This window comes from Luteibacter sp. HA06, assembly GCF_054061215.1.
The window spans coordinates 2,012,886-2,025,112 of record NZ_JBSSDZ010000001.1 but is presented as its reverse complement, the minus strand read 5'-3'; the positions used below and the strand labels follow the sequence as shown (position 1 = coordinate 2,025,112).

Annotated in this window: 11 protein-coding genes; 7 read left to right on the top strand and 4 right to left on the bottom strand. The window is 62.1% G+C overall.

The genetic code is table 11. The features are described from left to right. Positions 1-18: 18 nt before the first annotated feature. Together ACVWWJ_RS09285 and ACVWWJ_RS09280 are read right to left on the bottom strand one after the other, a co-directional pair. Positions 19-630 carry a glutathione S-transferase family protein gene (locus ACVWWJ_RS09285; protein ID WP_456967536.1) on the bottom strand — a complete coding sequence of 204 codons (612 nt, stop codon included), beginning with the start codon at positions 628-630 and terminating at the stop codon, positions 19-21. Continuing rightward, positions 630-2,102, bottom strand: a complete 1,473-nt coding sequence (locus ACVWWJ_RS09280; RefSeq protein WP_456967535.1) for an efflux transporter outer membrane subunit — start codon at positions 2,100-2,102, stop codon at positions 630-632. Before ACVWWJ_RS09280 ends, ACVWWJ_RS09285 begins: the two co-directional genes overlap by 1 nt. Positions 2,103-2,189: 87 nt before the next feature. On the opposite strand from ACVWWJ_RS09280, the gene ACVWWJ_RS09275 reads away from it, so the two are divergent. The 3 genes from ACVWWJ_RS09275 to ACVWWJ_RS09265 all read left to right on the top strand — a co-directional run bounded on the left by ACVWWJ_RS09275 (position 2,190) and on the right by ACVWWJ_RS09265 (position 7,090). Beyond that, on the top strand, positions 2,190-2,792 hold the full coding sequence (locus tag ACVWWJ_RS09275; protein WP_456967534.1) for a TetR/AcrR family transcriptional regulator: 603 nt from the start codon (positions 2,190-2,192) through the stop codon (positions 2,790-2,792). An 87-nt stretch (positions 2,793-2,879) separates the two neighbouring features. Then, complete coding sequence (locus ACVWWJ_RS09270; RefSeq protein ID WP_456967533.1) at positions 2,880-3,980, top strand: efflux RND transporter periplasmic adaptor subunit; 1,101 nt, start codon at positions 2,880-2,882, stop codon at positions 3,978-3,980. Next, entirely contained in the window at positions 3,977-7,090 is a 3,114-nt protein-coding gene (locus ACVWWJ_RS09265) for an efflux RND transporter permease subunit (RefSeq protein ID WP_456967532.1), read from the top strand. The genes ACVWWJ_RS09270 and ACVWWJ_RS09265 overlap by 4 nt, the downstream gene beginning before the upstream one ends. Positions 7,091-7,223: 133 nt before the next feature. Here ACVWWJ_RS09265 and ACVWWJ_RS09260 read toward each other — a convergent pair whose 3' ends face one another. Both ACVWWJ_RS09260 and ACVWWJ_RS09255 read right to left on the bottom strand, forming a co-directional pair. After that, positions 7,224-7,541, bottom strand: a complete 318-nt coding sequence (locus tag ACVWWJ_RS09260) for a hypothetical protein (RefSeq protein ID WP_456967531.1) — start codon at positions 7,539-7,541, stop codon at positions 7,224-7,226. A 21-nt stretch (positions 7,542-7,562) separates the two neighbouring features. Beyond that, on the bottom strand, positions 7,563-8,018 hold the full coding sequence (locus tag ACVWWJ_RS09255) for a hypothetical protein (protein ID WP_456967530.1): 456 nt from the start codon (positions 8,016-8,018) through the stop codon (positions 7,563-7,565). A gap of 449 nt (positions 8,019-8,467) precedes the next feature. On the opposite strand from ACVWWJ_RS09255, the gene ACVWWJ_RS09250 reads away from it, so the two are divergent. From ACVWWJ_RS09250 to ACVWWJ_RS09235, 4 genes are all read left to right on the top strand, one after another. Continuing rightward, on the top strand, positions 8,468-9,196 hold the full coding sequence (locus ACVWWJ_RS09250; protein WP_456967529.1) for a helix-turn-helix domain-containing protein: 729 nt from the start codon (positions 8,468-8,470) through the stop codon (positions 9,194-9,196). Beyond that, positions 9,193-9,780 (top strand): helix-turn-helix domain-containing protein, encoded by a 588-nt coding sequence (locus tag ACVWWJ_RS09245; RefSeq protein ID WP_456967528.1) that lies wholly within the window; start codon positions 9,193-9,195, stop codon positions 9,778-9,780. The genes ACVWWJ_RS09250 and ACVWWJ_RS09245 overlap by 4 nt, the downstream gene beginning before the upstream one ends. Continuing rightward, on the top strand, positions 9,780-10,412 hold the full coding sequence (locus ACVWWJ_RS09240) for a response regulator transcription factor (RefSeq protein WP_456967527.1): 633 nt from the start codon (positions 9,780-9,782) through the stop codon (positions 10,410-10,412). Before ACVWWJ_RS09245 ends, ACVWWJ_RS09240 begins: the two co-directional genes overlap by 1 nt. Positions 10,413-10,543: 131 nt before the next feature. After that, on the top strand, positions 10,544-11,980 hold the full coding sequence (locus ACVWWJ_RS09235) for a catalase (RefSeq protein ID WP_456967526.1): 1,437 nt from the start codon (positions 10,544-10,546) through the stop codon (positions 11,978-11,980). The last annotated feature ends 247 nt before the right edge of the window (positions 11,981-12,227 follow it).

Here is a 12,227-nt window from a genome sequence, read left to right as displayed (position 1 = left end):
TGGGAACGCCGGCAGGCGTCAGTTGAACGAGTGCATGCCGCGCTGCAGGCCTTCGCGCTGCGACATGCGTTCCATCCACGCCTTGACGTGGGGAACCGAGTCCATGTCCAGATGGGCATCGATGGAGCGCATGAACGTGTAAGCGCAAATGTCGGCCAGACTAAACGACTCCCCGGCAATATAGGTGGACGTTTTGAGGAACGTTTCGATGAAGCGAAGGCGTTCGATGACCATGCCGTGGAGATACACGCTTCCGGTGTGGTCGCCGTGGTGGCCCACAAGAAAAGCCGCCTGACTTGGCACGATGATGTCCGTGACCATGAAGAAAAACCGCTCAAGAGCACGTGCCGCTGCAACCGGCTCAGTCGGCAGCAGCAATCCAGGACTCGAATTTGCCGCATACATCATGATGGCGTTCGATTGGGTCAGCTGCCAGGCGACTGTGTCATCGCTGACTGCCAGTACCGGGACCTGTCCCAAGGGATTCATTCGCAAAAAAGGCGCCTTGAAGTGCTCGCCGGTATGGAGGCTCACAAGCCGCGGCTGGAAATCGATGCCCGCTTCAGCCAATGCAGCAGCCGCCCGGAGGCTGTTGCCGGTCCGGGCACCATAAAGGGTCAACGAAGCCATCAGTGTGCCGTTTCAGCCGAGGCGACGCCATTTGCACCGGGCGCAGGACCAACCGGCTCCCAACCACCACCCAGCGCCCGGAATGCAGCGACCGCTGCGCGGGCCGACCCCGTCTGCGCCTGTATCTTCGCGTCACGGGTGTCGAGCAGGCGACGGTCTGCATCAAGGACCTCGATGAGGCTGACCGTTCCGCCCTTGTAAGCAGCCTGGGACGCGGTTTCCGCTTTTTGCAGCGAGTCTTCGCCGCCAGTCAGGATGGTCGCCTGTTGCTGACTTTTGACGACCGCCGTCAGGGCATCTTCCACATCTTCAGACGCCCGGAGGACCGAGAGCCTGTAGTCCGCCAGCGCTTCGGCATCGCGCGCTTTTGCCGAACGGATCTCCGCATTGATCCTGCCGAAGTCAAACAGGCGCCAGCGAAGACCGAGCACGCCCTGAGACTGGTTGGCCGGGCCGTTGAACTGGTCGCCTGCCGTGGTTGTTGCGGTGCCGATGAGTGCCGAGAGGGAGAACTTCGGGTAGTACTCGGAGATGGCCTGACCGATGTGCGCGTTGGCGGATGCGAGCCGCCTCTCGGCGGCAATCAGATCGGGACGCCGGCGCAGAAGATCCGCGGGGCCGCCCGCGTCACCAATCACTGGTGCATCCGGAATGGGCGTGGCCTTCGCCAGTTCCTGCTGTGACGTGCCCGGCTGGCGCGCGAGGATCACATCGAGCGAGTTCATCGCATTTTCGAGCGCACTCTCGAGCGCCGGAACCGTTGACTGGACCTGCGCGAGTGCGCCCTTGGCCTGGTTGAGCTGCAGTGCTGCAGCCCAGCCTGCGTCAAACTGAAGCTGGATGGTATGGGCGAGCTTAGTCTGGGTGTCGACCTGCTCTTTTGCTACCGCAAGGCGCTGCTGAAGACCGCGGATGACGAGATACGTGTCTGCGGTTTGTGCCTGGACTGCGAGCGTTGCCGCAACCAGCCCAGCCTGACTTGCCTCGAAGTCGGCAACGGACGCCTCGCGTCCCCTGCGCAGACCGCCGAACAGGTCGAGCTCCCAGCCCGCGACAAGATTGCCTTCGTACATGTTGGCGTACCGGTCGAATCCGGGCTGTGCATTGAGCACCTGGCCAAGCGGCGTCTCCACGGACTGTCTGACGCGGGCCCCATAGGCCTCAACACCCGCCGAAGGCAGCAGGGCGGCCGTGGAGGATGTCAGCATGGCGCGCGACTGCTGCACACGTGCGCGGGCCTGTTCGAGCGTAAGGTTCGAGCTGACCGCGGCCAGGACGAGGCGAGAAAGTTCCGGATCGCCAAATGAGCTCCACCACTGGGTCAAATCAGCAGCAGGGCGGGATCCGGGAGCCGTCAGGGAAGCGGCGTGAAACGTGGCGGGTGCATCAAGGGTGGGGCGATGGTAATCGGGACCCACCGCGCACCCGGAAAGAATGAGCGTAGCGACAACGGCAAGAGCGAGCGGTTTCATCGGAGCAAGCCCGGTTGGCTGAAAGGTGACCAGAATACGATTTGGTCATGGGTTGTCAAGGGGTCAGTGTTCGGATATACCTATGCCATGACCGACCAGACTCCCCCGCTCGAGGGTGGCACCGGCATCCGGCACCAGATTATCGAAGCTGCCGATGCCCACTTCAGCCGATATGGCTACGCCAAGACCACGATGATGGACCTGGCGAAGGCGATTGGCTTTTCCAAGGCCTACCTCTACAAGTTCTTCGACTCAAAGCAGGCAATCGGGGAAGCCATCTGCTCCCGTTACCTCTTCGGGCAGCTCGGAGCCGTGCTCACGGCTATAGAGGCGGCCGACGGGGCCAACGAGAAGCTGAGGGCCCTTTTCCGCATGGTGGCCGAGCAAAACCGCACCCAGTTCTTTGCCGACCGACAGTTGTACGAGATCGTGTCCCACTCCCGCTCCGAGGACTGGTCGAGTTCGGTCAGCCATATCTCCCAGCTCAACGAGTTGCTGCGCGACATCATCCACGAGGGGCGCCTCTCGGGTGAATTCGAGCGCAAAACGCCCCTCGACGAAGTGTGCCGGGGAATCTGGCTGAGCCTGCTGCCCTTCACAGACCCCGTGTTGCTCCAGCACAGCCTGGACGACATCGACGACGGACTACCTGCCGTGCTCGGTGTGGTGCTCCGCAGCCTGTCTCCATAACCGGAAAAGATAAATTTTTCACTGTGACCCGTTGACAATCGGGTCACGAGACACAAAAGTGTGGCTTTCCCACAACGGAAGCCCGCCATGTCTGCGCCGTATCCGCTCCGCAATTCCCTCCCTCCCCTGGCGCTGACCCTGGCGCTTGCTACCGTGCTCAGCGGCTGCGCCGCCCACACCGAAGCCGACCCCCGGACCGAGTCGCCCCTCGTGCGCACGGCGACCGTGGAGACGTCGAAGACCGGCGTCCACAGTTTCACCGGGATAGTCTCGGCCCGGGTCGAGAGCAACCTCGGCTTTCGCGTCCCCGGAAAAGTGACAGAGCGCCTCGTTGACGCCGGCCAGACCGTGCAGAAAGGACAGCCCCTGATGCGCATCGACCGCACGGATCTCGCGTTGGCAGACACCGCCTCCGCAGGTCAGGTGGCGGCCGCCAAGGCTCAAGCCATCCAGACAGCTGCGGATGAAAAGCGTCTTCGCGGCCTGGTCGACGCCGGCGCCGTTTCCGCCTCCGCCTACGACCAGGCCAAGGCTGCGTCTGACGCCGCTGCAGCGCGGTTGAAAGCGGCCCAGGCACAGGCATCGGTTTCGACCAACGAGTCGGGCTACTCCACCCTCCTCGCTGACAGCGATGGCGTGGTGATGGAAACCCTCGCCGAGCCGGGTCAGGTCGTCGCAGCAGGCCAGCTTGTTGTTCGTCTCGCTCACGCAGGCCCTCGCGAAGCGCTCGTCAGCCTTCCTGAAACCGTCCGCCCGGCCATTGGCTCTTCTGCGAAGGCTTCCGTGTTCGGCGCACCAGACGGCTCGGGCTCGGCGCACCTTCGACTGCTGTCCGATTACGCCGACCCGGCGACCCGCACCTTCGAGGCGCGTTACGTCCTCGACGGTGACGCGGCGCGCGCGCCACTCGGCTCGACGGTCACGGTTGAGCTGGCCTCGGCAACAAACGGTACCCCGGCAGAAGTGCCCATCGGTGCTCTCTACGACCGAGGCCAGGGGCCGGGCGTGTGGGTCGTCGACAAGGCGAAGAACACGCTCACCTACCGCCCCGTGAAAGTCCAGCAAATTGGTGAGGAAGACGCATTGGTCTCCAGCGGCCTCTCCGCTGGCGACGTCGTCGTCGCCATGGGGGGACCGGAACTGCACGAGGGCCAGACCGTGCGCATTGCGGGGAAGGTCACGCCATGAGTGGCTTCAACCTCTCCGCCATCGCCGTCAAGGAGCGTGCCGTTACGCTCTTTCTCATCGTCATGATAATCCTGGCCGGTGTTTTCGCATTCTTGCGACTGGGCCGTGCTGAAGACCCGAGCTTCACCATCAAGGTGATGACGGTTGTGACCGCGTGGCCTGGTGCCACGGCCAAGGAAATGCAGGATCTCGTCGCCGAGCCTCTCGAAAAGCGGATGCAGGAACTCAAGTACTACGACCGCACCGAGACGTTCACCCGTCCGGGCCTCGCGTTTACGGTGCTGACCCTCAAGGACCAAACCCCGCCGAAGGAAGTGCCTGAAGAGTTCTATCAGGCGCGCAAGAAGCTGGGTGATGAGGCCGCGAAACTGCCCGCAGGCGCCATGGGGCCGTTCATCAACGACGAATACTCCGACGTCACCTTTGCCCTGTATTCGCTCAAGGCCAAGGGGGAGCCGCAGAGACTGCTGGTCCGCGAGGCCGAACAACTCCGGCAGCAGTTCCTGCATGTCCCGGGCGTCAAGAAGGTCGACATCATCGGTGAGCAGCCGGAGAAGGTGTACGTCGAATTCTCCTACGCACGCCTTGCCAACCTGGGCGTCCCGGCACGCGCCATCTTCAACGCCCTGTCCCAGCAGAACCTCATCACCCCTGCTGGCTCCATCGAAACGAAGGGCCCCCAGGTCTTCGTCCGCGTTGACGGTGCGTTCGACGACTTGCAGCGCATCAAGGACACGCCGATTGTTGCCAACGGCAAGACGTTTCATCTGTCAGACGTGGCGGACGTCAAGCGCGGCTACGAAGATCCCTCCACCTTCCTCATCCACCACCAGGGCGAGCCGGCGCTCGTTCTCGGTGTCGTGATGCGGGACGGCTGGAATGGCCTGGACCTTGGCAAGTCTCTCGAGGCTGAAGCGGGCTCAATTTCCAAGAGCCTGCCCGTCGGCATGACGCTGACCAAAATCACCGATCAGGCCGTCAACATCTCGGAAGCCATCGGCGAGTTCATGCTGAAGTTCTTCGTCGCACTCACGGTCGTGATGGTGGTCAGCCTGCTGAGCCTTGGCTGGCGTGTGGGCATCGTGGTCGCTGCCGCTGTTCCGCTGACCCTCGCTGCCGTCTTTGTCATCATGATCATGACGGGACGAGACTTCGACCGAATCACCCTCGGCGCACTCATCCTCGCGTTGGGTCTCCTGGTCGATGACGCCATCATCGTGATTGAGACGATGGTCGTGAAAATGGAGGAAGGCTTCGACCGAATTACCGCGTCGGGACAAGCCTGGACTTACACCGCTGCACCCAGACTTGCGGGCGCACTCGTCACTGCCATCGGCCTGATGCCCGTCGGCTATGCACGTTCGACCGCGGGTGAATACGCTGGCAACATTTTCTGGATCGTGGGCTTTGCGCTCATTTGCTCATGGATTGTCGCCGGTGCGTTTACCCCGTATCTCGGCGTGAAGATGCTGCCGAACATCAAGCCCATCGAAGGCGGCCACGCTGCCATCTACGGTACGAAGAACTACGTCCGCTTGCGCAACCTCATCGGCTGGGCGGTGCGGCACAAGTTCAAGGTCGCAGGGGCAGTGGTCGCCATCTTCATCCTTGCCTTCCTCGGGATGGGCTCCGTCAAGCAGCAGTTCTTCCCCGACTCCGACCGTCCGGAAGTCCTGGTCGAAGTCCAGCTTCCCGAAGGCTCGACCATCGAGCAGACGACGGCGGCCGTGAGCAAGGTCGAGGCCTGGCTCCTCAAACAGCCGGACGCAAAGGTCGTTACCAGCTACATCGGCCAGGGTGCACCGCGCTTTTTCCTTGCAATGGCCCCAGAACTGCCCGATCCGTCCTTTGCCAAGATGGTCATCCTGACGCCGTCAGAGAAGGCACGCGATGCCCTGAAAATTGCCATCCGCGAACAGGTCAACAAAGGTCTCGCCCCCGAAGCACGCATCCGCGCCACGCAGCTGGTCTTCGGCCCCTATTCGCCCTTCCCTGTCGCTTTCCGCGTCATGGGGCCGGATGCGACGACCGTTCGCGGCATCGCAGATCAGGTCAAGGCGGTCATGCTCAAGTCGCCCAACATGCGCCAGGTCAACGTCGACTGGGCTGAGCGTGCACCGGCTGTGCACCTGACCCTCGACCAGAACCGTTTGGCCGCCATCGGCCTGACGTCATCGGATGCAGCGCTCCAGTTGCAGTTCCTGCTGACGGGCGTACCGGTGACCCAGGTTCGTGAAGACATCCGCACTGTCGACATCGTGGCGCGGAGTGCCGGCACCGACCGTCTGGATCCGGCGAAGATCAACGCGTTCACCCTGACGGGCAGCGGCGGCCAGCGCGTGCCGTTCTCGCAGGTGGGCAAGGTGGATGTGCAGTTTGAAGATCCCATCTTGCGCCGTCGCGACCGGACGCCGACCATCACCGTCCGGGGTGACATTGCCGAAGGCCTGCAGCCGCCGGGCGTGTCGATGGAGATCGAAAAGGCCATCGCGCCCATCATCGCCAAGCTTCCGCCGAACTACCGCATCGAGATGGCGGGCTCCATTGAGGAAGCAACCAAGGCCAACGATGCGCTGGCTCCGATCTTCCCGATCATGCTGGCACTGATGTTGACGGTCATCATCTTCCAGGTCCGGTCCCTGTCTGCCATGGCAATGGTGATTCTCACCGCGCCCCTGGCCCTGGTCGGTACGGTACCGACGCTGTTGCTCTCCGGGCAGCCCTTTGGCTTCAATGCCATCCTCGGTCTCATCGGCCTTGCCGGCATCATCATGAGAAACACGCTCATCTTGATAGGGCAGATCCACGCCAACCAGCAAGACGGACTGACCGACTACCACGCGGTCGTGGAAGCGACCGTGCAGCGAGCCCGCCCCGTGATTCTCACGGCGCTGGCGGCGGTGCTGGCGTTCATCCCGCTGACGAGTTCGGTGTTCTGGGGTTCGATGGCATACACGCTTATCGGCGGCACCATCGGCGGCACCATCCTGACGCTGGTCTTCTTGCCTGCGCTCTATGCCATCTGGTTTAAAATCAAGCCGGCAGGCAACGACAAGGACGATCACGCTGCACCCAAGCTCGTCCCGCACGAACTCGGTGGTCATCACTGAGACACGGCAACAAGGGCGCGATTCCCTGGGGACGCGCCCTTTCTCTCCGCCCATACCGATACAGTTACATCGTCATGCAGACCCGGTGGATGCCCAAGGCATCCACCGGGTCTTTTGCTGTTGGGGGTCCGAGTCAGTGCTGGCGAAAACGATGTTTGGCCCCGGTCTCCTCCGCAGGGTCCGGATACAGCGCTTGATCAACCAGGTCCCACACGCCGTCTTCGTCACCCTCCCCAAGCAGGTCCCAGCCGGAGCGGTCGCCGAACACGCGCTGTCGCCTGGCCATCCACCTTGCCGCACGGGAGGCAGTCCCAAATCGCTCGAGCAGCATGTCCGATAGCGCTGGGCGCTGAAGGCAAAGCTGTTCAAAGGCGAGCACGAGAAACGCCTCCCTCTCGGCCTGCAGCCTGGCCATCTCTGCAGCAAGGTCCGAAAAAGTCAACTTGGCCATGCGACACCACTCCTCATTTGTTCAGCCCATGTCCCGCCGCTCACACCAGGAGGCGTGATAGAGAAAGCCGATTACCTGCTTGCCCTTCCCGCTTGCAACGAGTTCGGCAGCGGTTCGGCCGCCCAGGGCCTCAATCGGGTCTTCGACATACCACCGGATGCATCGGGCGTGCTCGACCTCAAGCCGGGTCGCGAGCTTCATGATGAGCGCCCACTCGCGAGGGGGCGCACCGGTGAACATGCACGGCACCATCCCGTCGTGCTGCAAGAGTCCAACAGTCGCCAGCAAAGCGGCCTTAGCCATGGCTCGCCCTCCAAAAATGCCTTGTGACGCGAGGATTACGCTGTCGGCGTTACCTTTGCTTGTGCATTCCGCAGCGAAATGCGCATATCCGGACGATGTGAAAAAGGCCGGACCTGTGACTTTTGTATTTTCCGGTGTGTGCGCGCAGCAAAATTGTGCCGACGCGAGGCCCATATCGCCTCCGGAGGGACACATCCCACCGGCGATGGCGCGAACGAGCGACACTTGTTGACCTCGTCACGGGTCCCACGTTCCGATAAAGAACCGTCCCCGTCGAGCGGCCTACATCGCAGCCAGAGGCGCAAGCCGCGCTTTTGCGACGTCAGTTCCCGCTCTTGCGGGTGCAGAAACCCCAACACCGGCTGGGCGGTCAAGTCTGCGACCGTTGCGCATGAGCGACGCCTCAGATCCGGTCGCGCACGTTGTAAAAACAGCTCCTCACGGCAACCGCCAGATTTCCACAGACATCGTATATCCTCTGCGTCATACCTGTCCCAACAGGTATCGAATGTCCCGGACACACCCCCCAAATGGGGCATATGAACCATAACGCCGATGGGGGTGGCGTCGACGTCGCATCGAATCTATCGTGTGTTCACAAACGCTGCTCCAGGGGCATGGCCATGCGACTTATCGCGAACATCGCACAGACCGAGTTCCACGGCATGCCACCGATGGCAAGTCTTGCGCACCTCACACAAACCGACTCCGGCTGGCTGTTGAGCCTTGTGCTTCGCGTAAGCGACAAACGCCTGATAGGCAGCCACCTCGCTCCGAGCGGCTGTAATCGCACCGATGAATCTTCGTTGCAAGCCCGCCTCGCCGCACTGGCGAGCCGCCTTGGCGCCGAAGGGCCCAACGGGTCGGTCGTCGGAGGGTACGTTGCCCGTGCCGCACGCGTTCTTGAGCAGCATCTTCGCCGACGCCGTTCTGCTGACGACTCCGTTCTGTCCGCCAAACAACTGCGCATTGCGATGCTCCTGCTTGGCTCAAACCTCGACCGGACCCTCCATACACCCGAGGTGGCGACGGCATGCGGCATCTCGGAAGGTCATTTGCGGCGGGCCTTCAAAACCTGCACGGGACTGTCACCGAGCAAATGGCGCCAGGAAAAGCGCTTGCAGCTGTGCCGGACGAAGCTGGTCGAAACGGACGAACCCATGGTTGATATCGCCCGCCAGGCGGGCTTCGTGGTGCAGAGTCATTTCAGTCGGGTGTTTACGCGCGCTACGGGCACAAGCCCGAGCGAGTGGCGGCGCTTGTTCCAGAGCGCAAACAGGGCGCTCGCGCCTGCTGCAGGCAGTAGCCGTTCCCTTTATGACGCCCATGCGCCCGGCGTGACCTGGTCATGAGCAGGCCAGTCGTCGATGAACGTGCGGTCGAACCGCATACACCCTCGCGATTGGACGGGGATGCTGATCCCGTTCTCGACGAGCTCGGGCGCATCCTCCTCGACCTCCTTCGCCTCGACAACGTCAACGGCGCGGCCACTGCCCACGTCATTGACGCCATTCGGCTTCGGGCGCTTGAGGCCGGATGGTTCGACCAGCGCCCCGTCAGGAACGACCAGGCGTTGCAGCCCTGGCAAGAGGAGCTGGCCGTCCGGCTGTTGCTTTCCCCCGCGTCGGCCCCCGCCACCATCGGCACGGTTGCTTCGGCTTGCGGCATTTCGACCGCCCAGTTTTCGCGTGCATTCAAAAACCACTTCGGTGTTCCGCCACTGAGCTGGCGCCTGTCCGCCCGCGTTGAGCGAGCCAAGGTGATGATGCTCGAGACGGCGCTGTCTTTGACCGACATCGCGCTTGAATGCGGTTTCACGGAGCAAAGCCATTTCAACCATATTTTCCTGAAGCGCGTCGGAACTTCCCCTTCGGTATGGCGCCGGCAGCACTCAGTCTGCGCTCCCCAGCCGGACGCCAAGGATGCCCACGTCTGATGAAACCCGCTCAGGCGCGCATACGCGTCCTCATTGCTGAAGATCACCCCCTGATGCGCGAAGGACTTTCGCGCGTGATAGGTGACGAGCCCGACATGGAGGTGGTCGGCGAAGCCCAGGACGGTGCACACGCCGTCGAGCAATTCAGAGCCGCTCTCCCTGACATCACCCTGATGGATCTGCAAATGCCTGTCATGTCAGGCGTCGGCGCCATCGAGCTGATTCGGCAGGAATATCCGCGTGCCTGCATCATTGTGCTGACAACATTCAAAACCGATGTCCAGGCGCTGAGAGCATTGCGAGCGGGTGCGCGTGGTTATCTCTTAAAGAACGCCCCTGCGTCGCTACTGCTTGACACCATTCGCGCCGTTCACAGTGGCCGTCGGTATGTCGCCGACGCGATTGCCGCCGAGATCGCAGCGCACATGGATTTTGACGCCCTGACCGAGAGAGAAGTTGCGGTCTTGCGCGTGGTTGCCGATGGCAACTCAAACCGCGAAGTCGCCAGGAAGCTGCAAATCAGTCTTGAGACCGTCAAGCAACACATGAAACACATCGCCACAAAGCTCGGCACCCACGACAGGACTCACGCCGTCGCCATTGCCATGAGGCGGGGAATCCTCGAGTCGTAGTTGTGGCCCGCCAACGAATCCGCACGAAAAGGAACAATCGTGAAGAATCAGTCAAGGCACAATGCGGCCGCAATGGCAGGCTTGACGTACTCGACCGTCACTCCACAGACCAGCCAGCGCGAGGTTTCAACATGAGCAAGCTCACCACGGCATTCGGCGCGCCCGTGCCCGACGATGACAACACCATGACCGCAGGCCCCCGTGGCCCCGCGTTGCTCCAGGATGTGTGGTTCCTCGAGAAGCTGGCGCACTTTGACCGTGAGGTCATCCCGGAGCGCCGCATGCACGCCAAGGGCGCAGGCGCTTTTGGCACGTTCACCGTCACCCACGACATCACCCAATTCACGAAGGCGACGATTTTTTCGGAAGTGGGCAAGACCACTGAAATGGTCGCGCGCTTTTCGACCGTTGCTGGCGAGCGCGGTGCGGCAGACGCCGAACGCGACATCCGAGGCTTTGCACTGAAGTTCTACACCGAGCAGGGCAACTGGGACCTTGTTGGCAACAACACGCCCGTGTTCTTCATCAAGGACCCGTTGAAGTTCCCGGACTTGAATCACGTCGTCAAGCGAGACCCCCGCACCGGATTGCGTTCGGCGGAAAACAACTGGGACTGGTGGAGCCTTTCCCCGGAGTCCATCCACCAAGTCACCATCGTCATGAGTGACCGTGGCGTCCCCGCATCGTTCCGCCACATGCATGGCTTTGGCAGCCACACCTACAGTTTCATCAATGCCCAAAACGAGCGCTTCTGGGTCAAGTTCACCTTCAAAACCCAGCAAGGCATCAAGAACCTGACCGATGCCGAAGCCGGCCAGGTCGTGGCCCTTGACCGGGAAAGCAACCATCGTGACCTGTACGAAGCCATTGAACGGGGGGAGTTCCCGAAGTGGACGCTGTACGTGCAGGTGATGCCGGAGGCCGAAGCGGCAAACACCGCCTACAACCCGTTTGACTTGACCAAGGTGTGGCCACACGGCGACTACCCGCTCCTCGAAGTCGGTTTCTTCGAGCTCAACCGCAATCCGGAAAACTTCTTCCAGGACATCGAGCAAGTGGCGTTTGCACCGGCTGTCATTGTGCCTGGCATCGGTTTTTCCCCTGACAAGATGCTGCAAGGCCGCCTGTTTTCATACGGTGATGCACAGCGCTACCGCCTTGGCGTTAACTATCCCCAAATTCCCGTCAACGCGCCGCGCTGCCCAGTGCATTCGTACCATCGTGACGGCGCAATGCGGGTTGACGGAAACGGGGGTGGGTCGACCCACTATGCACCCAACTCGAAAGGCGCCCTCCAGCCACAACCAGACTTCTCCGAGCCGCCACTGGACCTGGGCAATGCAGTAGCCAAGCGCTGGAACCATCGCGAAGACACCGACTACTTCTCTCAGCCGCGCAAGCTCTTTGAGAAGTTCTCCGCGGAAGAACGCCAGCGTCTGTTTGAGAACACCGCGCGCGCCATTCAGGGTGCCAGTGAAGCGGTCAAGCTGCGTCACGTCGGGAACTGCGTCCTTGTGCACCCCGAATACGGCAAGGGTGTTGCGGACGCCATTGCGCGACTCGGTTAAGGGACACAATCCGGCTGCACCGCCAAGTGCAGCCGGATTGTCCGCGGGGGTCATGCTGTTTTGCCCGGGTTCGTTCAGCGCCGAAAATTGCCCTCTCCGGCGCGGCGCCGTGAATGCGCCCCGCGGCACACGCTCGCTTGCAATTCCGCGGTTTCGTGACGAAAAGCATTCACAGCCCCGCTCGCGGCATGCGGCGGGAGAGGTGAGCTGCTGGTCCAGCCGCCCTCGCCTCCTGCACCATGGGTGG